This window comes from Maribacter sp. (assembly GCF_049667165.1).
Lineage (GTDB): Bacteria > Bacteroidota > Bacteroidia > Flavobacteriales > Flavobacteriaceae > Maribacter_A.
Window position 1 is genome coordinate 1 of record NZ_JBATHS010000026.1, and the last position, 21207, is coordinate 21207.

Annotated in this window: 20 protein-coding genes and 1 tRNA gene; 2 read left to right on the top strand and 19 right to left on the bottom strand. The window is 41.4% G+C overall.

The window, feature by feature from the left end; all coding sequences use genetic code 11:
- Positions 1-179: 179 nt before the first annotated feature.
- From WBM98_RS01015 to WBM98_RS01085, 15 genes are all read right to left on the bottom strand, one after another.
- Positions 180-253 (bottom strand) — tRNA-Arg (locus tag WBM98_RS01015).
- 31 nt (positions 254-284) lie between these two features.
- On the bottom strand, positions 285-731 hold the full coding sequence (locus WBM98_RS01020; protein ID WP_424364150.1) for a GatB/YqeY domain-containing protein: 447 nt from the start codon (positions 729-731) through the stop codon (positions 285-287).
- 89 nt (positions 732-820) lie between these two features.
- Complete coding sequence (ftsZ, locus tag WBM98_RS01025; RefSeq protein ID WP_424364151.1) at positions 821-2746, bottom strand: cell division protein FtsZ; 1926 nt, start codon at positions 2744-2746, stop codon at positions 821-823.
- 48 nt (positions 2747-2794) lie between these two features.
- Positions 2795-4117 (bottom strand): cell division protein FtsA, encoded by a 1323-nt coding sequence (gene ftsA, locus WBM98_RS01030; RefSeq protein ID WP_424364152.1) that lies wholly within the window; start codon positions 4115-4117, stop codon positions 2795-2797.
- Between the two features lie 7 nt (positions 4118-4124).
- Positions 4125-4844 (bottom strand): cell division protein FtsQ/DivIB, encoded by a 720-nt coding sequence (locus tag WBM98_RS01035; protein ID WP_424364153.1) that lies wholly within the window; start codon positions 4842-4844, stop codon positions 4125-4127.
- Positions 4834-6186: a UDP-N-acetylmuramate--L-alanine ligase gene (murC, locus tag WBM98_RS01040; protein WP_424364154.1), complete on the bottom strand. Its 1353-nt coding sequence runs from the start codon at positions 6184-6186 to the stop codon at positions 4834-4836. The genes WBM98_RS01035 and murC overlap by 11 nt, the downstream gene beginning before the upstream one ends.
- Positions 6187-7278: an undecaprenyldiphospho-muramoylpentapeptide beta-N-acetylglucosaminyltransferase gene (gene murG, locus WBM98_RS01045; RefSeq protein ID WP_424364155.1), complete on the bottom strand. Its 1092-nt coding sequence runs from the start codon at positions 7276-7278 to the stop codon at positions 6187-6189. It lies immediately after the preceding gene.
- Positions 7265-8464: an FtsW/RodA/SpoVE family cell cycle protein gene (locus WBM98_RS01050; RefSeq protein WP_424364156.1), complete on the bottom strand. Its 1200-nt coding sequence runs from the start codon at positions 8462-8464 to the stop codon at positions 7265-7267. The genes murG and WBM98_RS01050 overlap by 14 nt, the downstream gene beginning before the upstream one ends.
- 1 nt (position 8465) lies before the next feature.
- Positions 8466-9800, bottom strand: a complete 1335-nt coding sequence (gene murD, locus WBM98_RS01055; protein WP_424364157.1) for a UDP-N-acetylmuramoyl-L-alanine--D-glutamate ligase — start codon at positions 9798-9800, stop codon at positions 8466-8468.
- A complete protein-coding gene (gene mraY / locus WBM98_RS01060) occupies positions 9801-11024 on the bottom strand; it encodes a phospho-N-acetylmuramoyl-pentapeptide-transferase (RefSeq protein ID WP_424364158.1) in 1224 nt (407 codons plus the stop codon).
- 12 nt (positions 11025-11036) lie between these two features.
- Positions 11037-12500: a UDP-N-acetylmuramoyl-L-alanyl-D-glutamate--2,6-diaminopimelate ligase gene (locus WBM98_RS01065; protein ID WP_424364159.1), complete on the bottom strand. Its 1464-nt coding sequence runs from the start codon at positions 12498-12500 to the stop codon at positions 11037-11039.
- Positions 12497-14503 carry a penicillin-binding protein gene (locus WBM98_RS01070; protein WP_424364160.1) on the bottom strand — a complete coding sequence of 669 codons (2007 nt, stop codon included), beginning with the start codon at positions 14501-14503 and terminating at the stop codon, positions 12497-12499. Before WBM98_RS01070 ends, WBM98_RS01065 begins: the two co-directional genes overlap by 4 nt.
- Positions 14503-14823 (bottom strand): FtsL-like putative cell division protein, encoded by a 321-nt coding sequence (locus tag WBM98_RS01075; protein WP_424364162.1) that lies wholly within the window; start codon positions 14821-14823, stop codon positions 14503-14505. The genes WBM98_RS01070 and WBM98_RS01075 overlap by 1 nt, the downstream gene beginning before the upstream one ends.
- Positions 14824-14825: 2 nt before the next feature.
- The gene (rsmH, locus tag WBM98_RS01080) at positions 14826-15740 is read right to left on the bottom strand and encodes a 16S rRNA (cytosine(1402)-N(4))-methyltransferase RsmH (RefSeq protein ID WP_424364179.1); all 915 of its coding nucleotides are present in this window, start codon (positions 15738-15740) and stop codon (positions 14826-14828) included.
- Positions 15715-16188 (bottom strand): division/cell wall cluster transcriptional repressor MraZ, encoded by a 474-nt coding sequence (locus WBM98_RS01085; RefSeq protein ID WP_424364163.1) that lies wholly within the window; start codon positions 16186-16188, stop codon positions 15715-15717. The genes rsmH and WBM98_RS01085 overlap by 26 nt, the downstream gene beginning before the upstream one ends.
- A gap of 259 nt (positions 16189-16447) precedes the next feature.
- On the opposite strand from WBM98_RS01085, the gene WBM98_RS01090 reads away from it, so the two are divergent.
- Both WBM98_RS01090 and yihA read left to right on the top strand, forming a co-directional pair.
- Complete coding sequence (locus WBM98_RS01090; RefSeq protein ID WP_424364164.1) at positions 16448-17212, top strand: alpha/beta fold hydrolase; 765 nt, start codon at positions 16448-16450, stop codon at positions 17210-17212.
- A gap of 11 nt (positions 17213-17223) precedes the next feature.
- Positions 17224-17838 carry a ribosome biogenesis GTP-binding protein YihA/YsxC gene (gene yihA / locus WBM98_RS01095; protein ID WP_424364165.1) on the top strand — a complete coding sequence of 205 codons (615 nt, stop codon included), beginning with the start codon at positions 17224-17226 and terminating at the stop codon, positions 17836-17838.
- Positions 17839-17844: 6 nt separating this feature from the next.
- Here yihA and WBM98_RS01100 read toward each other — a convergent pair whose 3' ends face one another.
- From WBM98_RS01100 to gldB, 4 genes are all read right to left on the bottom strand, one after another.
- Positions 17845-18234, bottom strand: a complete 390-nt coding sequence (locus WBM98_RS01100; RefSeq protein WP_424364167.1) for a GTPase — start codon at positions 18232-18234, stop codon at positions 17845-17847.
- A gap of 129 nt (positions 18235-18363) precedes the next feature.
- On the bottom strand, positions 18364-19692 hold the full coding sequence (locus WBM98_RS01105; protein ID WP_424364168.1) for an ATP-dependent 6-phosphofructokinase: 1329 nt from the start codon (positions 19690-19692) through the stop codon (positions 18364-18366).
- Positions 19693-19893: 201 nt separating this feature from the next.
- Positions 19894-20229 (bottom strand): gliding motility protein GldC, encoded by a 336-nt coding sequence (gldC, locus tag WBM98_RS01110; RefSeq protein ID WP_424364169.1) that lies wholly within the window; start codon positions 20227-20229, stop codon positions 19894-19896.
- A complete protein-coding gene (gldB, locus tag WBM98_RS01115; protein WP_424364170.1) occupies positions 20230-21186 on the bottom strand; it encodes a gliding motility lipoprotein GldB in 957 nt (318 codons plus the stop codon).
- Positions 21187-21207: the final 21 nt, after the last annotated feature.

The window sequence follows — 21207 nt, forward strand, 5'->3', positions numbered from 1 at the left end:
CTTCCCTACAAGGCTCCGCCTTGATTGGTAACCGAACACTTAGAGGGAGGGATTGGCTCGCGCCCTTCCCTAAAAGGCTCCGCCTTGAAAGTCAACAAAAGAAAACTACACGCCCTAAAAAACAAAAGCAAGCTATGTTTTTTAGCTTGCTTCGTTTTCAACTTTTGTTGACTTATTCGTGACCCCGGAGGGATTCAAACCCCCAACCCTCAGAGCCGAAATCTGATGCGCTATTCAGTTGCGCCACGGGGCCGTTCTTATAAATACATTTCCTTAAGAGCGCGCTAAGATAACTTATTTTTTACAATCGCAGAAATGGTTTTTCCATCTGCTTGTCCTGCCAACTCTTTTGACACCATACCCATAACTTTACCCATATCCTTCATACCCTCGGCCCCAAGTACATCAATCGTCTGCACAACCACTTTCTCGATTTCCGCTTCGGTCAATTGCTCAGGTAAGAATTGTTCGATTATGGCCGCTTGTGCCAATTCGGGAGCTGCTAAATCATCCCTACCTTGTTCGGTAAAGATAGCGGCACTGTCCTTTCGTTGCTTCACTAATTTTTGAACCAATTTGGTTTCATCGGCTTCAGAAAGGCTACCTCCCGCCCCACTGGTCCGCGCCAAAAGTATGGCTGATTTAATGGCCCTCAGCGATTCCAGGGCGACAGTATCCTTCGCTTTCATCGCTGTTTTCATTTGATCCATAATCTGTTCTTGTAAACTCATGGCCTTACGCTTTTAGGGATACGAAGATAAAGAATAAACCCGAAAATTTGAGTTATTTTCGGGTTTAAAGCAGGTTGTTCAACAAGTGGTCAATCCACGTTATCGTGTAAAAATGAGTTGTTGGACCGCAACTGGATCTCATCGTTGCTGTCCTCACTCAAGGTTGTTCTTGAAACCTTCTTATATACAGGGTTTTCATCCAAATCAACCCCATGACGTTTATAGGCAGGCTCCTTTTCGATTTCATCGATATTACTAAGGTTGTTTTGAAACTTATAATTGAAATCCTTTAATTTTCTTCTACGTTCGTCGGCACGTTGCTTTAACAATTCCTCTATTGGACTGTCCATAGGATCCGTGTCTTCTTGGGTACGTCCTTGTATCTTTTCAGCACCTTTGGTCTCAATGGTTTTCCTTTCGAAAACCAATTCATCCTCGATGATCTTGGGCTCAAACTCTTCAGCTTTTGATTTGGCACCGGTCAATTGGTTTTCCAATTCCATATAATCATCCAGACTATAGCGTGTCTCCCCTTCCTTATTATATTCCAATACTGGAATAACCTCCACATGTCCGTTCACGTCCATATCCTTGACTTCATCATCCAAATTAAACGTAATGACATTCACATTTTCCTCTTCTTCTTTGGATTCATTCAAGGGCATATCAAAACTAATGGCGAATTGATCTTTTTCAACCATTTTCGCAGAAAGTACTTCTGGCTCAATAACCTCAATGTCATTAACCCCATCCTTGGCTTCAAAAATCACAAAATCATCCTCGGAAACATTTTCGGCGATGACCTCTTCATAAAATACATTGAAATTCCTGATATAATTCGTCGTAGGAATCAGGTCCAAACCATCGAATTCTTCCACTCCCGATTTAGTAACGGACCTAGTATTAGCCTCCTCATCCACAACCAATTGATGAACAATATGTTGGGGTGTTAGATCCTTTTCAGCTTTTTGTTCTTCTTCAAGGGTATGGATGATCTTTTTTGATTCCGTATTTACTATATCATCCTGTTGTTCGATATTGAACCCAGTAGCAATAACGGTTACGGCAATCGCCTCCCCTATGGTATCATCTTCACCGACTCCCATAATGATATTGGCACTATGTCCGGCCTCAGCCTGAATATGATCGTTGATCTCACCGATTTCATCTATGGTGATTTCCTGTGATCCTGAAACGATCAACAACAATACGTTTTTGGCTCCCGAAATTTTATTGTCGTTCAATAATGGTGAATCCAACGCCTTCATTATAGCCTCATTCGCCCTTGAAGAACCAGACGCTAAGGCTGAACCCATAATGGCCGTTCCACTATTGGAAAGTACGGTTTTGGCATCACGTAAATCTATATTCTGCGTATAGTGGTGTGTGATTACTTCGGCGATACCCCGGGCAGCTGTGGCCAAGACCTCATCCGCTTTTGAAAAGCCTGCCTTAAATCCTAAATTCCCATATACTTCCCTTAATTTATTATTATTGATGACGATGAGCGAGTCAACATTTCCACGAAGTTTTTCAATACCTTTCAAAGCTTGTTCGCAACGCATTTTTCCCTCGAACTGGAAAGGCATGGTCACAATACCTACTGTGAGAACATCCATTTCCTTAGCTTGCTTTGCAATAACAGGGGCTGCACCAGTACCAGTTCCCCCACCCATACCTGCGGTAATGAATATCATTTTGGTCGTATTACCGAGCATGGCTTTAATATCTTCCATACTTTCAATGGCCGCCTGTTCACCAACTTCTGGATTGGCCCCGGCACCCAAGCCTTCGGTCAAGGACACACCAAGTTGTATTTTATTGGGAACTGGACTATTATCCAAAGCCTGGGCATCTGTATTACAGATAATGAAATCAACTCCGTTTATGCCGGCTTGAAACATATGGTTTATGGCGTTGCTACCTCCTCCACCAACTCCAATGACCTTAATGACATTGCTTTGGTTCTTAGGTAAATCAAAAGAGATACTATCCATTTCAGTGTTCTTGCTCATACTGTTTTTATTACTGGTTCTTAAAAGTGTTTATTTTTTTTACGCTTGCTATTCAGCGTTGTCCAAGAAATCCTTCAATTTTTCGGACCATTTGTCAAATACTGTTTTTCGTTCTCCTTTGTGGGTCTTGGTGCCTGTCTTCGTTTCGTCAAGCTCGGCATATACCATTTCTTCATGTGTTTCGGTATGCTCGGCATTTTTTTCCTTACCACTATTCCTAACGGCATTCATAAGTAGCCCCACGGCAGTCGCATATAATGGACTTGCAACTTCTTCATCGGAATCCCCCGCCAAATGCTCATTGGGATATCCTATTCTGGTGTCCATTCCGGTAATATATTCCACCAATTGCTTTAAATGGTTTAATTGACTACCACCACCGGTAAGAACTATGCCTGCAATCAATTTTTTCTTTTGCTCTTCGTGACCGTAGTTTTTGATTTCGACATACACCTGTTCTATAATCTCAACAATCCTCGCATGTATGATCTTAGAAAGATTTTTAAGGCTGATCTCCTTGGGCTCACGACCTCTTAGACCAGGAATGGATACAATCTCATTGTCCTTATTCTCACCGGGCCATGCCGATCCAAATTTGATCTTCAACAACTCGGCCTGCTTTTCGATTATTGAACATCCTTCTTTTATATCATCGGTGATGACGCCCCCACCAAACGGGATGACCGCCGTATGCCTTATGATTCCGTCTTTGAAAATCGCCAAATCAGTAGTGCCACCGCCTATATCGATCAATGCCACACCTGCTTCCTTTTCTTCCTGACTCAGCACTGCATCGGATGATGCCAAAGGTTCCAAGGTTATTTTTCCCAAATCCAATCCGGCACTTTTAATACATCTTCCCACATTCTTAATAGAGGAAACCTGACCTACAACCACATGGAAATTGGCCTCTAATCGTCCGCCATACATTCCTATGGGCTCTTTGATCTCTGCTTGTCCGTCAACCTTATACTCCTGAGGCAGCACATGTATTATTTCCTCACCGGGAAGCATTACCAATTTGTACACTTGATTGCAAAGCCTGTCAAGGTCGTCTTCATTGATCACCTCTTCGGCATCTGCCCTGGTGATATAATCACTATGCTGCAAACTACGGATGTGTTGGCCCGCAATACCGACCACCACGGAGCCGATCTTTAAGCCTGAATTGACCTCGGCCTCTTCAACGGCTTGTTGAATGGATTTAATCGTCTGTGTAATATTATTGACCACACCCCTGTGCACCCCCAAGCTTTTTGATCTACCGATACCCAGTATTTCAATCTTTCCATATTCGTTTTCCTTACCGATTATGGCAACAATCTTGGTTGTTCCGATATCTAAACCAACTGAATATTTACCTTCTTCCATCTTTATATTATATTTTGGTGCACACTACTTGATTGTTAAACTCTAAGCTTACTATATCATATTGTTCCAAGGTTTTGTCCTTGTTCGCTTTTGCATAAAAGGCCTTGAAGTTGTTGAATTTCTCTTCCAGATTATCTATCCCCCCCAAATTCACAACAAACTGCTCCATCCTAAACTTCAATTGGTAATTGTCCACATCCTCTATATGAATGCCAATCACATTTTTGCGCAAGAAATCATCTTTGTTTATGTATTTTAAAATTTCATAAACATCCTCAAGACTTTCTCCCGATACCTTACCCGTGATTATAGGAACCCTAGCAGAATGACTTATGGAAAATGGCATACGCTTTCCTTCATCATCAAGATAAAATTTAGACTTCCCCTCAATTCGTCCGATTGGCCTACGTTGCACGATTTTAGACGTAAGCTCTCCGTTTACAGTAAGATAAACTTGGGCACTTTTCACCATTTCATTGGCCTCAATGACCTTCTCTATAGTATTCAAAACTAATTTTTCTTTAGGGACATTTGTAAGTGGCCCATAATTTTGTATTAACAATTTATTAACCATGCTTTGGGTAATATAGAGGTTCTGGTCCCCAACGAATTCTATAGTAAGACCATTAACGGTTTTGCGCTCACTTCTATGGTTAGAAAATGCATAAAGCCCCATAATGACGAGTATTAGGGCTATCAACTTTATGTAATTCCAATTAATTCGCATGTTCCAGTTCTTTTTTTATTTTTGAGATTTCCAATCCAATGTCCCCTGCACCCATGGTCACCAAAACATCAGGGTTTTGCGCCTTGATTTCCTGAAGGAGGTTCGATTTTTCTACGATTTTTTTTCTTGGATTTATGATTTTATCGAGTAACCAGGAAGAAGTGATTCCCGCAATGGGCTCTTCCCGTGCAGGGTAAATATCGAGCAATACGACACTATCGAAATTTGAGAGACTTTGGGCAAATGCATCGGCAAAATCCCTGGTCCTTGAAAATAGATGTGGCTGAAAAACCGCCAACACCTTTTTATTCGGATACATTTCCGAAATGGCATCAAAAACCGCATTTATTTCGGTAGGATGGTGTGCGTAATCATCAATGAACACAAAATCGTCATTTTTCACCTTGAACGAGAATCTTCGTTCTACCCCTTTAAAGGTTTCCAAGGCCTTGGCCAGATGTTCTAGGGAGGAGCCTGCCTCAATTGCCATGGCAAAAGCAACCAGGCCGTTGAGCAAGTTGTGCTTTCCAGGCTTATTGAACTTCACCCCTTTTACAATTGTTTCAGGGGTACATAAATCAAAAATATAAACCCCATTCTCGATCGCCAGATTTTGAATACAATAATCCGAACCATCTTCAATGCCATAGGTTATTCCCTCCAAAGGCAATCCATTGCGCACGAATAACTTGCCATCGGGTTGCAACTTGTCTGCAAATTCCTTGAATGATTTTGCCAATTCATCATTGGTGCCATAAATATCCAAATGATCAGCGTCCATAGAGGTTATACAGGCCACATCGGGATAAAGTCGTAAAAAGGAACGGTCATATTCATCGGCCTCGACCACGGAATAGGTATCGCCCGTAAACAGAAAATTACTGTTAAAGTCTTCTGAGATCCCTCCTAAAAATGCAGTCAACGGAATACCGGTCTCATTAAGCAAATGTGCTAATATGCTTGAGGTCGTCGTTTTACCATGGGTACCTGCCACTGCGAAACAAAACGAATCTTTGGTAATGATTCCAAGAACCTCGGAACGTTTCTTGACCTTAAATCCGTGCTTTACAAAATATTGATATTCAGAATGACTTTCGGGAACGGCAGGGGTGTAGACCACCAAGGTATGCCCACGATCCATAAAGGCTTTATCGATGGCATTGACATCATCTTCATAATGGATGTCTATACCGATTTCGGTCAGTTCCCTTGTGAGAGGTGTTGGGGTTTTATCATACCCAGCTACTTTCTTATCAATGAACTTAAAATAACGCGCAAGGGCCGACATACCTATACCGCCAATGCCGATTAAATAAACGTTATGTATATCTTTAAGATTCATTTAGTCTTTTACTAATTTTTCAATTTCATCAACAATGGCCACTGTTGCATTTGGCATTGCCAATTTCTTGATATTTATTGCCAATTGTTCTTGTTTTGTCTTGGACAGGAATACCTCTGAGAAAACCTTTTCAAAGTCCATATCCAAATCCCGTTCCCTGACCATGACGGCTGCATTTTCCCGTACCAAGGCCATGGCATTTTTTGTTTGATGGTCTTCGGCCACATTAGGCGATGGAATGAACAGTACGGGTTTCCCAACTATACAGAGTTCGGAAACCGAACTCGCCCCTGCCCGTGATATGATAATATCACTTGCGATGTAGGCGAAATCCATTCTGTTCAAGAAATCAAGGACTTTTACTTCTTTTGAATCGTATTTTTTATATTCCTCATAATAAAGTTTCCCGCATTGCCAAATGACTTGCATACCGTGGTCCTTGAAATAATCCAATTCTTGCTCTATCAATTGGTTGATTCGCCTAGCCCCTAGGCTTCCTCCCAATACCAATAGCGTAGGTTTGGCTACATTCAACCCGAAAAAGTCCAAGGCCTCTTTTTTATCCAATCCCAAAGTCACCAAATCGCCGCGAACGGGGTTGCCGGTTTTCACGATCTTTTCCGATGGGAAAAAAGTTTCCATGCCATCATAGGCCACACATATCTTGGCCACTTTATTCTTTAATAATTTATTCGTTATCCCCGCATAGGAGTTCTGTTCTTGCAACACACAAGGTATACCCCGGCCTGAAGCTATCCTTAATAAAGGCCCACTGGCAAATCCCCCAGTACCTATTACGGCATGGGGTTTGAACTTTGACACTATTTTACGGGCTCGCAACAAACTACTTATCAATTTTATAGGAAACATCAAATTCTTAAGGGTCAGTTTCCTTTGTAACCCCGAGATCCACAATCCTTCAATCTTGTACCCAGCCTGGGGAACTTTCTCCATCTCCATCCTATCCTTCGCCCCAACAAAAAGAAACTCGGCCTTCGGATGTCTTTTTTTCAACTCGTTCGCTATGGCGATCGCCGGGTAAATATGTCCCCCAGTACCACCCCCAGATAATATAAACCTATAGTTGCCCACTCAATACTTCTAAAGGGTTCGTATCATCGATCTCAACATCATTTTTTTCCGCAATTTGACTCTTTCTACTTGCGCTTAATATTATGCCTATTGCCAAACACGTCATCCAACTTGAAGTGCCACCGCTACTTATCAAGGGCAAGGTCTGGCCCGTAACAGGAAACAGCTCAACAGCCACTGCCATATTTATCAAGGCTTGAAAAACAATGGGTAAACCCACCCCCAATACCAAAAGTTTACCGAATACACTTTGGCTGCCATTGGCGACCACCACAATACGGAACAATAGTAACAGATAGAAAAACATAAGTACAAAGCCACCTACCAATCCATATTCCTCTACAATTATGGCATAGATAAAATCCGATGAGCTCTGAGGCAAGAAGTTCTTTTGAACGCTTTTACCGGCGCCCTTTCCGACAATACCTCCAGAAACAACGGCAATTTTGGCCCGTTCTATCTGATAATCAGCTTCGGTATCCTCAGGGTTTGTAAAGTTTTCAACTCGACTGATCCAAGTATCCACACGATTGGGAAAGAGATCCGGTGATGCCTTCGCAATCAAGACGAAGATGGTGAGGCACACCAACCCCGTACCCACAATACCCATCAAATATTTTATAGGATATCCGCCTAAAAAGCATAACAAAAGTACCATTGAAAACATAATGGCCGCCGTTGAAAAGTTGGCGGGAAGTATCAGAACGATAACGATAAACACGGGTACCCAAAGTGGAAGTATACTTTCGGAAAAGGTTATCACATCATTTTTGATCTTTGTCAAATATCGCGCAACATAAATCATCAAAACTACGGCCGCCAAATTAGATGTCTGAAAGGTGAAACCCACCAAAGGAAGACGTATCCATCGACTGGCATTGGCCCCATCGATTGTTGTTCCCTGTGCCAACGTGAATATCAACAATACCAGGACGATGGGCATCGCGATCAAGGATAGGCCCTTAAAAAAGTGAACTGGAATCTTATGTACGCCATAGATGATCCCAAACCCTAAAAACAACAGAAAGGCATGTTTTACCAAATGCCCGGTGGTAGTACCGTTTCCCACCACGTATACCAAATTACTACTGGCACTGTATACGGGCAAAAACGAAAACAAGGCCAAAAGAGCCACTACGGCCCAAATGGCTTTATCACCTTCCATATTTTTAAAGAAATTCAACACGCTATAAATTTTTAATGGCTTCCTTAAATTGATTTCCCCTGTCTTCATAATTATTGAAGAGGTCAAAACTCGCACAGGCGGGAGATAACAATACTGTATCACCGCGTTCGGCAATTTTGTAGGCTACCTTTACCGCTTCTTCCATGGCATAGGTTTCAACGATCAAATCGACAACATTGCCAAAGGCATCGACAATCTTTGAATTATCCTTTCCCAAACATATGATTGCCTTTACCTTTTCACGGACCAAAGGCATCAATTCCTTATAATTATTACCTTTATCAATACCTCCAACAATCCATACCGTTGGGGTACTCATACTATCCAAAGCATAATATGTGGCATTCACATTCGTGGCCTTGGAGTCATTGACATATAGCACATGTTGAATCTTCAACACCTTTTCCAACCGATGCTCGGCGCCCTGAAAATTTGCAATACTTTCCCGTATGGTCTCCTTACGGATTCCGATAAGCTTTGCTGCAGTCGAAGCAGCCATGGTATTCTTTAAATTATGCTTTCCTTCCAGTGCCAGTGCGCTTGTTGTCATTTCTATGGTCTCGTTATTAATCTTAATAATTATGTTATTGTTCTTCAAAAATGCCCCTTGATCTAATTCCTTTTCAATTGAAAATGGCATTAACCGGGATTTAATCGGGTGCTTGGCCAACCAGTCGACGATTACAGGATCATCGGCATCATAGATGAGATAATCTTCCGCCGATTGGTTCTCCGCGATTCTGAATTTAGAGGCCACATACTTTTTGAACTTGTACGCATACCGATCCAAATGGTCTGGCGTAATATTGGTTATGATGGCTATATGAGGCTTAAAATCAACGATACCGTCCAACTGAAAACTGCTTATTTCCAACACATAGTGTTCGAAATCATTTTCGGCCACCATCTTGGCGAAACTATCCCCAATATTTCCGGCCATACCTACACTTACCCCACCTTCCTTCAAAATATGGTTGGTAAGCATGGTTGTTGTGGTTTTGCCATTGCTCCCGGTTATTCCTATGATCAACGCATCGGTGTATTTTGATGCAAATTCAATCTCGGAGATTACCGGTATGCCTTTCTTCCTTAATGCAACCGGTAAGGGTGCCGTGTCAGGTATGCCAGGGCTTTTCATGACCACATCCGCATTTAGGATCTTATCCTCTGAATGTTTTTTTTCTTCCCAATTAATCCCAAAATGTTCAAGAACGTCTTTATACTTTTTATTCATTTCCCCTTTATCGGAAACAAAGACTTCATATCCTTTTCTTAATCCCAACAGGGCGGTTCCTACACCGCTTTCCCCTCCCCCAAGGATGACCAATCGTTTCATCTATCGTACTTTGAGGGTCACAACCGTTATAATCGCCAAAAGGATCCCGACAATCCAAAAACGGGTTACAATCTTACTTTCGTGATATCCTCTTTTTTGATAGTGATGATGCAAGGGTGCCATTAAGAATATTCGTTTGCCCTCTCCCGACCTTTTCTTGGTATATTTAAAATACCCGACCTGTAACATTACAGAGATGGACTCGGCAAAGAAGATTCCACATAAAATGGGTATCAACAATTCCTTCCGAATGATTATAGCAATTACTGCAATTACCCCACCTATGGTCAAACTACCGGTATCGCCCATAAAAACGGTAGCTGGAAAGGCGTTGTACCACAGAAAACCAATCAAGGCCCCTACGAATGCAGTTACAAACACCAATAATTCACCTACCCCGGTGATGTACATAATGTCCAAATAATCGGAAAAAATGATATTTCCCGATACCCAGGCAAAAATACCCAAGGTGAATACGATTATAGCCGATGTACCCGCTGCCAAACCATCAATACCATCGGTTAGGTTGGCCCCATTGGAAACCGCTGTAACTATCAATATGATCATGGGAATGAATATCAACCAGACATAATCTTTGGCGCCTTCACCGGCCCAAGCTATAAGACTGCCATAATCGAATTCATTGTTCTTGATAAAGGGAACCGTTGTTCTTGTGGATTTAATATCCTTGCCTTTTACCTGTACGACAGTATATTGTTCAGTGATAATGCTTTGATCGTTGTCGCGCATGGTAACTTCCGGATGAAAGTACAAAGTAGCCCCAACGATTAAGCCCAAAACCACTTGCCCCAAAATCTTGAACCTTCCTTTAAGACCCTTTTTGTCTTTCTTGAATATTTTGATATAATCATCAACAAAACCAATAGTCCCCATCCAAATGGTAGTGATAATCAACAAAATGATATAAATGTTATCCAACCATCTGGCGAAAAGTAGAACTGGAATCAAGGTGGACATAATAATGATCAACCCACCCATGGTAGGGGTACCCGCCTTTTGTTCCTGGCCGTCAAGGCCCAAATCCCGGATACTTTCGCCAATTTGTTTACGTTGCAGAAAGAGGATTACCTTTTTACCATATACTGTGGCGATGAATAAAGACAAAAGAATGGCCATGGCCGCGCGAAACGTGGTAAACCCAAAGAGGCTCGCTCCAGGCAGTTGGTATTCTTTTTCCAAGTAATCAAAAAGGTAATATAACATTCCTTGTTTTTATTATTTATCCATACTTTTAAGTACTTCCCTCACTATTTTGAAATCATCAAAATCAACACGTTTTCCTTTAGTCTCCTGATACGATTCATGTCCTTTACCGGCAATTAGGATAATATCCTTGGCCATTGCCATTTGGCATGCCGTTTTGATGGCCTGTTTGCGATTTTCAATAGACAATACTTTTTTTACATTCTGTGGTTCTACACCGACCTCCATTTCTTCAATGATTACCGAAGGGGATTCGCTACGTGGATTATCAGAGGTAAAAATGGCCCTGTCACTCATTTGTGAGGCGATATTGCCCATTACCGGACGCTTAGACTTGTCTCTATCGCCACCACACCCCACAACGGTGATGACGTTTTCATTTCCAGTCCTCAACGTGCCGATTGTCTCGAGCACATTTTTTAGGGCGTCCGGCGTATGGGCATAATCAACTATAGCCGTAATCTTATCCTTTGATATATAATATTGAAACCTTCCGTCAACGTTTTCCAATCCACTCAACAAACGCAGGGTTTCCAATTTCTCCAACCCCAATACATCGGCGGTGGCATAAATCGCCAAAATGTTGTAGGCGTTAAAATGACCAATAAGTTTGGTCCATAGTTCATCACCATTAATCTTCAAGAGCTGGCCATCGAATTGATTTTCGAGTATTTGGGCCCGATAATCAGCATAGGATCGTAAAGCATAGGTATATTTTCTGGCCTTTGTATTTTGAAGCATTACCAATCCATTTTTGTCATCGACATTTGTTAGGGCAAAAGCCTTCTTCGATAAATTGTCGAACAATGATTTCTTGGTATCACGATATTCGGCAAAAGTCTTATGGTAATCCAAATGATCATGGGTCAGGTTTGTAAACACAGCACCTTCAAAGACCAGACCTTCGGTTCTTTTTTGGTGAATGCCATGTGAGCTCACTTCCATAAAACAATACTCAACACCTTCTTCATTCATTAGTCGAAGGTGCTTGTTTATTGTCAGGGCGTCAGGAGTGGTATGGCTTGTGGCATATTCTTGTTCATCGACCATTATTTTTATTGTGGAAATCAAACCGACCTTAAAACCTGCCTTTTTGAACAATTGATATAGAAGACTGCTAACGGTCGTCTTTCCGTTGGTGCCGGTTATCCCTACCAATTTCAGGTTCCGGGATGGATTCCCATAAAAATTAGAAGCCATTATTGCCAAGGCCCTGTTACCATTATCGACCTCGACATAGGTCACACCATTGACCAATTGTTCCGGCATTTTTTCACAGAGTATGCCTATAGCTCCCGCATCGATGGCTTTGCCAATATAATCATGACCATCCATCAAGGTTCCTTTTATGGCCACGAAAACATCGTCCAAACCAACATTTCGCGAATCAAAGCACAGATTGTTCATCAATACATTGGTCGAGCCGCTCACAGCGGTAAGTCCAACCCCAAATAATATGTCCTTGAGTAGCTTCATGAAAGTTCTAATACTATGATATCGACCTTATTTATTTCTGTTCCTTGGGAAATAGACTGTTTTTTAACTTTTCCATTTCCATGTACTTCCACTTTGATACCGAGGTTTTCAAGGATGGAGATAGCATCCATGCCACTCATCCCTTTTACATTGGGCACCTTATTTTGTTTTTTCTGCGCTTCCGCATAATATATTTGATAGGAATCATTTAATTCTTGATTCTCTTTTCCCAGTATTTCAACCTCATCAATCAAGGGGTTGGTGGCATACACCTTTTGGGCTATGGATTTAAAAACCGGACCAGAAACGTCTGCTCCATAATACCCAACACTCTTATCGGGCTCATGGATCACTACGATACAGGAGTATTTCGGGCTTTCTGCAGGAAAGTATCCTGCAAAGGTCGAAATGTACCTCAGTTTGTCAGGATCTTTCGACACATAGTTCTTCTGTGCCGTACCGGTCTTGCCGGCCATTGAAAAATTAGGCGAGTACAACCTATGGCCTGTACCGTGTTCTTTCTCAACTACATCTTTTAGCAATTGCTGCACTTGGGCAACCGTTTCCTTAGAACATATGGCCGAATTGATGACTTCCTTCTTAAATTTCAAAACGGTCCTGTTCCATTCTTTCACCTCTTTGATCAATCTGGGCTTAACCATTTCGCCATCATTGGCAATGGCATTATAAAAAGTAAGAATCTGCAAGGGCGTCATAGAAACCTCATATCCATAGGCCATTTGGGCCAACGATAGACCTGACCACCCTTTATCGCCCGGCAATCGCAAAACCGGTTCACCCTCACCTTTGACAGGAAGGCCGATTTTTGAGCCAATACCCATGGCCATAAGACGGTTTACATATTTTGATGGGGCATCCTTGTACCCATTGTGGATTGTTTTCGCAAAAGCGGTGTTTGAGGATACCTCAAAGGCCTTGGCCATTGAAATCTTACCATATCCGCCATGCTTAGAGTCCTTTACCCGATGATTGTAGATTTTCCAGTATCCTTTTTCAGTATCGATGACCGAACTGGTATCTATAACCTTATCCTCTAAAGCAGCGACCAAGCTCATTAATTTAAAAGTTGACCCAGGTTCATGGGACTCCCCGATCGCATAATTCAATCGTTCATAATATTTACCTCCCTTGGTCATTCCCAAATTGGAAATGGCTTTTATCTCACCCGTTTCGGTTTCCATGACGATGACCGTACCATGATCTGCCTTATAATGTTCCAATTGCCGTAACAGCGCATGATGGGCAATATCCTGAATATTGATATCTATGGTCGAAATCACATCATACCCATCCTTAGGCTCGACGATGTTGTCCATGCCGATAGGCTTCCATTGTCCTTTGGCTATTTTTTGCTTTAAACGTTTGCCTTCCACACCACGCAAATATTGACCAAATGCACCCTCAAGGCCTACCCTGGTATAATATCCATTTTCATCTTTTCGTTCATAACCAACGCTGCGTTCCGCGATCTTTCCCAAGGGGTGTTCCCTTACGGTATGTTGCTCAACGATCAAACCGCCTTTATAAGGACCCTTGCGTAATAATGGAAAATCCTTAACGGCCATATAATCCGAATAATCGAGATTTCTAACCAGAAGCGTGTATCTATTCTTATTCTCTTTAGCCTTGTACAAGAGTTGTTGGTAATGGGAAGCGGTCTTGCCCGTAAGCTTCGATAGCGCTTCGGAAAGTGGTTTTACATTGGTTTTAAAATCGGCATCCGCCACGGTCACCGCATCAAATCGAATGGTATATTTTGAGACCGAGGTAGCCAACAAACTGCCATCATCAGAATACAGATTACCCCGGTTGGGAGCAATGGTGAACATTTTCTCCGTTCTTTTTAAGGCCAGATCACGGTATTTATCACCATGAACCATTTGTATGCTTACCAGTTTAAAGAGCACAGCACAGGCGAACAGGAAAAGAAATCCCGCTACAACATATAATCTGTTCAATATCCCTTTTTCGGTAACTGCCATTATTCCCTAATTGATTTTACCTTAATTTTATTAGGAGGAGTTTCAGAAGGGTACAAACCCTTTTTTTCAACCGTCCTGGTTATTGTGGATTCCAACTTTAAGCGCTGCACATTGGATCGCAGATCCACAAATTCGCTTCGCAACTCCTTCACTTCCTCATTTAAAGCTGCAATCTGATGGACCTTTTTATCTGCGCTATGGGAACTACCGATCATGACGGTTGCCAAAAACGAGATAAAAATTATGAACAACCAGTTTTTAGGGGCGTCACCGCTTACCAAAAACTTACCTTTGAGTACATCTAAAATCCCTTTTTTCATTGCTATGATGAATTGCGTTCCGCTAATCGTAATTTGGCACTTCGCGCCCTATTATTAGTTGCTATTTCTTCTTTTGACGGTACGATCAAACCCCCAACTTTCTTTAGGGGAACGGTGATATTCCCATAAAAATCCTTCTCTGGCTCGCCTTCAAACCTCCCCGATCTTATAAAACGTTTCACCAAACGGTCCTCTAGGGAATGATAACTGATCACACTTAATCTACCCTCAGGGCCCAATAATTCGGGCACTTGTTCTAAGAATTCCTTAATCACCGCTACCTCCTGGTTTACCTCGATACGAATCGCCTGATAGATCTGGGCAAGAATCTTATGTTCTTTGTGCTTGGGCAAAAACCGATGCAAAACCTCTTTCAATTGGTTCGAAGTCTTTATCGGGGCCATTGCCCTACTCTCGATAATCGTATTGGCCATGGCATTTGCATTGCGCAAATCACCATATTGAAACAAAACCCTTCTCAAATCATCGTATGAATAGGAATTCACCACGTCATAGGCAGAAACCGGGCTTTTTTTGCTCATTCGCATATCCAAATCCGCATCGAATCGTGTGGAGAAACCCCGCTCGGCCCTATCGAACTGATGCGATGAAACCCCAAAATCAGCCAGAATACCATCTACTTTTTGAATGCCATAGAACTTTAAAAACTGCCTTATATACCTAAAATTTTCATTGATCAGTGTGAATCGTTCATCTTCCAATTTGTTGGCCAATGCATCCTCATCCTGATCAAATGCCAACAACTTTCCTTTAGGACCAAGTCTTTTCAATATTTCCTTGGAATGTCCACCACCTCCAAAGGTCACATCCACATAAACTCCATCCGCTTTGATGTCCAGACCATCAACAGCCTCCTTTAGAAGAACAGGGTTATGATACATCGGGGATATTTTCATCATGGCCCCCCATTACGTCCTCAGCTAAAACCTCGAACTCCTCATCCGTTATTTCTATAGCCGACTCATAACTATCCTTATCCCATATTTCAATTATATCGACAGAAGGACTCAATGCTATTTCTTTTACAATACCTGCTATCGACATTAGGTTTTTTGGAATCAACAACCTTCCGGCACTATCTATTTCAACTTCTTTGACACCTGCCATGAAAATGCGAATGAAGTCATTGTTCTTTTTAACGAAGCGATTGAGTTTTTTGATTTTCAGCATCATATCTTCCCATTGGGACATGGGCCAAAGTTCTAAACAAGCACCACTGACCGAACGCTTTAAAACAAAGCCTTCCGCAAGAACGGGTAATAGCCTATTTTTGAGGGTGGATGGTAACATTACCCTACCTTTGGCATCGGCTTTACAATAGTATGCTTCGTTAAAATTTATCACTCCGAAGGTTGGTTTCTTTAATTAAAACTCAAATATATAGAAATTATTACCACTATTTACCACTATTTACCACTTTGTTGATAAAATCATGAAAATTTGGCGTGCCTATACTTAAGGCATTAACATTCAAGATGGTTGGTGTGGATCGAAAAATGCCCGGTTGGTCTTAAACGCCCTTGTTTGCAATTACTAAGCGTAGCAATGGATAATTATTTACGGAATTGCCTATATTTGCCTCTTAAGACCAGAAGCATTCTGCATGGAAGAAAAAATCATCACCGACGGCAAATACCGATATATCGAGAAGGGAGAAGGAACCCCGATAATTATTCTACATGGTCTTATGGGAGGGTTGAGCAATTTCAAAGGGGTCTCTGAATATTTTCCGAAAAAAGGGTATAAGGTATTGATTCCTGAACTACCGATTTATACCATGCCCTTATTGAAGACCAACGTAAAAAGTTTTGCGAAATACCTCGAAAGATTCATCGAGTTCAAAGGCCTTAAGGATGTGATTCTGTTGGGTAATTCCCTAGGCGGCCATATTGGTTTGTTACACACAAAATTATATCCTGAAATGGTAAGGGCTTTGGTCATTACGGGGAGTTCTGGCCTATACGAAAGTGCAATGGGCGATGGCTACCCTAAACGCGGTGACTATGAGTTTATAAAGAAAAAAGCCCAAGATGTATTTTATGACCCCGCCGTCGCGACAAAAGAAATTGTAGACGAGGTTTTTGCAACGGTCAATGACAGGATAAAATTAGTGAAGACGTTGGCCATCGCCAAAAGTGCCATAAGGCACAACATGTCCAAAGACCTGCCCAAGATGAAAACACCAACGTGTATTATCTGGGGGGAAAACGACTCTGTGACCCCACCGAATGTGGCCAAGGAATTTCATGGATTATTGCCTGATTCGGAATTATTCTGGATAGAGAAATGTGGCCATGCACCCATGATGGAGCATCCGAACCAGTTTAATGAAATTCTGGGCGCCTGGTTAAAAAAGCGCAATTTCTAAACCTAGTTGACATGAAAATCAAGTCGGCCGACTTTGTGATCAGCAATTCCGATGTCGCCAAATGCCCTAATGAGCCTTTACCGGAATATGCTTTCATAGGTCGATCCAATGTTGGTAAATCTTCGCTCATCAACATGTTGACTGAACGTAAGAGTTTGGCCAAAACTTCTGGACGTCCCGGAAAGACACAACTCATAAACCATTTTAAGATCAATGGGAATTGGTTTTTGGTAGACTTGCCAGGCTATGGTTACGCCCGTGTTTCAAAAAAAAGCAAGAAAACTTTTCAGAAATACGTGACTGATTATTTTTTAAAACGCAAACAATTGGTCAGCGCGTTCGTTCTTGTCGATATTCGCCATGCACCCCAGAGCATTGATTTGGAATTTATGGAATATTTAGGCGCAAACGCGGTTCCATTCAGCATCGTCTTCACAAAAGCCGATAAACTAAATGCAAAGACCATTGAAAAAAACGTGGCTGTTTATATAAGGGAACTGCTCGATGGTGTTTGGGAAGAGGCTCCCAACCATTTTATCACCTCATCCTCAAAAAATATTGGAAGGGAAGAACTGCTGGCCTACATTGACAATATCAATCAACAATTCTTTAAGGAAAGCCAATAGCTTCGATTAGATTCTTGCGTGTATCAAATGAATCAATTCTTCTGCACTGGCCAGCCCATTCAGTTCGTCGCGGGAAATAAAAACCTCGAAATTTCCGTTTGCGCTACTCAGTACTATGGGCCAATCAAATTTATGCCCAAATTTATAGGCATAATGTTTTTTGAATTCGTCCTTATGCAAAAACTCCATTTCAAACGGGGATTCTTTCCTGAATTCCCTCCAACTCCTGTTTTCCATAAAGGCTCCATAGGTTAGATCACAGAGCTTACATGGGTATGTGGTGGGACTTAGGATTTTGTGCGCACTATCGATTACCTTATTACGAATACCTGAATTCGCATTATAGATAAAAATCAGTTTTTCCGGCATTTTAATATTAGGGCTTCGTGTCGCCATATAAGGTCTACATAGTACTTTGGTCTTAAAAAACCCAGCTACTTACAAAAAAACCATACAATCATTTTTAAGCAAGAACCCTATGTTTAAAACAACATCTAAAAGATTGGAAACCCATAACGGCATCAATTATCGCATTTCAAAGGGCTGCCCAGTACTTTCTATAACAGTATACCAGAAACCACCTTCCATATTGATTTTCTTTCTTTTATGTGTAACCGCGGTAATTGGTAGATAAACATATCGATTGTTAACCCTACCTACTACAAATCTTGTTCTACCCGACATTGCTCCGTGTACTGCATGATAAGCCAATCCATTACAGAATATGCTATCTCCAGGATTGGCAGGGGCACTTCTAATGATATAGCTAGGATCTATATATTTTATGGTTACGGGAAGATCATTCTTCTTAAAGAAATCTGCAATACTGCTTTTTAATAACAACCCAATATCATTATGCTTAACATTTCCAGAGGCATCGGTAACCTGCCCTTTTTTATCTTTATCAAAAAGATTTTGACCAGCTCCTTCGGCTACAACGATGACGGCATGTTTTTTTTCTTCCAATCGTTTTTTCAGTACCTCCAAGAATCCATTCTCACCTTCGAGTTCAAAATGCATTTCAGGAACCAAAACATAGTTGACCACAGGCATTGAAATAGCCGCTGATGCCGCAATAAAACCACTGTCACGGCCCATTAGTTTTACAATGGCAATGCCATTATAGGCACCGGTAGCCTCATTGTGCGCATCTCTTATAATCGTGTTGGCTACATTATAGGCTGTTTCAAAGCCAAACGTTTTGTCGATGAGGTTAACATCATTGTCGATTGTTTTGGGAATTCCTATTACCGAAATCTTGACTCCACGTTTCTTAATTTCTTCACCAATGGCATCTGCGCCTTTTAACGTGCCATCCCCTCCGATAGTGAACAATAGGTCAACACCATTCTCATATAAGGTATCAACCATGGCACCAACATCTTGGCTTCCTCTAGAGGAACCCAATATGGTACCCCCAAATTGATGGATATCCTTAACAAAAGCAGGAGTCAAATCAACAAAGCCATGACCGTATGAAGGAATAAGACCTTCAAAACCATAACGTACCCCAAGAATTTCCTTCACCCCATAAAAATAAGTGAGCCCCATGACCAAACTTCTGATCACATTGTTTATGCCGGGACACAACCCACCACAAGTGACTATTGCGGCCTTGGTTTTTCTGGTATTAAAGTATATTTTTTCCCGTGGACCTGCCTTCACCATGGCCAAGGGCTCTTTTTGATCTGTCGAATATTTTTTAAATTGATGAAGTGAGATATCCTGTAAGACTTTATCATCCTCTTTCACAAAGTTGAAAATATCATCGCCCCGCTTTTTACTTAGTCGCAAAGGCGAATCATAAGTAGCCTTACCTAGTATATCTATATCGAAATTTCCTTCGTTTGTCATTTTATCTTTCATTGCATTGTAATACTTAAAAACGAGCATCAAAAGTACTACATATCCATAATATAGGGTATTATTAAGCGCGCAAAAAATGAATAAATTTTATTTTGTGAAAAACAGCAATGTATTAATGAAAATTTGTAAAGAAAAACGCAATAACAACTCGTTTTTATATTTTGGAAGAATCTTATAAAAACAAAGGAACTATTTTTTCAATTCTAACTTTTCAGCAAAATAGTCACAAAAATCCTTCATGGTTGCCGTCATCTTTTCATCCTGGGTCGCTTTCATGAACGTATTGGACATTGCCACCAGTGTCTGATGGAAAAAAACCTTCATTTCATCTACGGGCATATCCTTGGTCCAAATGTCGATCTTCAGCGATTCTTGGTTCTTACTGTCCCATACAGAGAGTAACATCGCTTTGGCCTCCTCATTGTTGATTCCTCCATCCTCAGCCGACCAGGTAAGTTTTTCAGGGACACGGTTTTCATCCAATCCCACTTTTAATCGTATCTCCGATGTTTGTAATTTTCCCATTTATTTGTTTGGTTTATAATTGGATTTCTTAAATATTTCCTCTGCACTTAGGTTCATGAGTTGTTGTAGAGTGACGCCATTTTTATCCATAAAAGAACGTACGATCTGCCAACCCACATAACGGCCGAGTCGTCCTGGGGACTCATTGTCCAATTCCAATCCGAATTTCGAAAAGGGGGCTGGATCAAGAAATCGCAATGGTAGTTTATTATCGGTACTGTATAACAATTCCCCTTCTACAAAAAACCTCCACATGGGCTCTTCATTGGCCTGTGCCCAAGCCAACTCATCCGCTGTGTAATTGATCTTCAGTTCGTCGCTTTGAAAAGGCATGATCTTATCTTTCAAGTACAACTTCTTGCCATAGTAGACCAACTGATCCAAAAAGGTACGCCCATTCGGTTTTGGTACGACCTTGTTTGCAAAGGCATTCGCGATATCGCTCACCATAAACTCCCGCTTTCGGTCTTGGGCGATATATTTCTGCATTCCCTGATAATATTTGTGCTCAGGTCCCAAATAGTTATCCAAACCGATTAGCAACAAACTATCTGTCAATATGATGCGGTTATCATAGTCGACATCATTGGTCACGGTCACTACCCGAGGGGCTGAAAATTTTGGGAAATAATATTGAATATACTTGAAAAGTAATTCAATATCAGCTTTTTCCTTTCCAAAATCCTTGAATTCGGACATAACCTCCCCTCTCAATTCAATCTGAAGGGAGTCCCTAAGTTTGGCCAACCATACACTATCAGGAGCTGGGAACAAATAAGGATACTCCTTCCTAAGTTCAGGAATATCACTGGGTTCGGCTTGTGCAAAGGCCTCATCGAATCTCGAGACCTTTACCTCCAGGTTTATTTTATTTACGGCGGATGCCACTTTGTCCTCATTTTGGCAACCCATGACGACAAAGGCCATAATAGCCACAATATAAAATGATTTTTTCATCCGTTTCAATCCTTTAGATTA

Bases quoted from the DNA above. Each gene is read 5' to 3' on its own strand.
- WBM98_RS01020 (WP_424364150.1), bottom strand. From the start codon at position 731: ATGAGTTTACAAGAACAGATTATGGATCAAATGAAAACAGCGATGAAA.
- ftsZ (WP_424364151.1), bottom strand. From the start codon at position 2,746: ATGAGCAAGAACACTGAAATGGATAGTATCTCTTTTGATTTACCTAAG.
- ftsA (WP_424364152.1), bottom strand. From the start codon at position 4,117: ATGGAAGAAGGTAAATATTCAGTTGGTTTAGATATCGGAACAACCAAG.
- WBM98_RS01035 (WP_424364153.1), bottom strand. From the start codon at position 4,844: ATGCGAATTAATTGGAATTACATAAAGTTGATAGCCCTAATACTCGTC.
- murC (WP_424364154.1), bottom strand. From the start codon at position 6,186: ATGAATCTTAAAGATATACATAACGTTTATTTAATCGGCATTGGCGGT.
- murD (WP_424364157.1), bottom strand. From the start codon at position 9,800: ATGAAACGATTGGTCATCCTTGGGGGAGGGGAAAGCGGTGTAGGAACC.
- mraY (WP_424364158.1), bottom strand. From the start codon at position 11,024: ATGTTATATTACCTTTTTGATTACTTGGAAAAAGAATACCAACTGCCT.
- WBM98_RS01065 (WP_424364159.1), bottom strand. From the start codon at position 12,500: ATGAAGCTACTCAAGGACATATTATTTGGGGTTGGACTTACCGCTGTG.
- WBM98_RS01070 (WP_424364160.1), bottom strand. From the start codon at position 14,503: ATGGCAGTTACCGAAAAAGGGATATTGAACAGATTATATGTTGTAGCG.
- WBM98_RS01075 (WP_424364162.1), bottom strand. From the start codon at position 14,823: ATGAAAAAAGGGATTTTAGATGTACTCAAAGGTAAGTTTTTGGTAAGC.
- rsmH (WP_424364179.1), bottom strand. From the start codon at position 15,740: ATGAAAATATCCCCGATGTATCATAACCCTGTTCTTCTAAAGGAGGCT.
- WBM98_RS01090 (WP_424364164.1), top strand. From the start codon at position 16,448: ATGGAAGAAAAAATCATCACCGACGGCAAATACCGATATATCGAGAAG.
- yihA (WP_424364165.1), top strand. From the start codon at position 17,224: ATGAAAATCAAGTCGGCCGACTTTGTGATCAGCAATTCCGATGTCGCC.
- WBM98_RS01100 (WP_424364167.1), bottom strand. From the start codon at position 18,234: ATGGCGACACGAAGCCCTAATATTAAAATGCCGGAAAAACTGATTTTT.
- WBM98_RS01105 (WP_424364168.1), bottom strand. From the start codon at position 19,692: ATGACAAACGAAGGAAATTTCGATATAGATATACTAGGTAAGGCTACT.
- gldC (WP_424364169.1), bottom strand. From the start codon at position 20,229: ATGGGAAAATTACAAACATCGGAGATACGATTAAAAGTGGGATTGGAT.
- gldB (WP_424364170.1), bottom strand. From the start codon at position 21,186: ATGAAAAAATCATTTTATATTGTGGCTATTATGGCCTTTGTCGTCATG.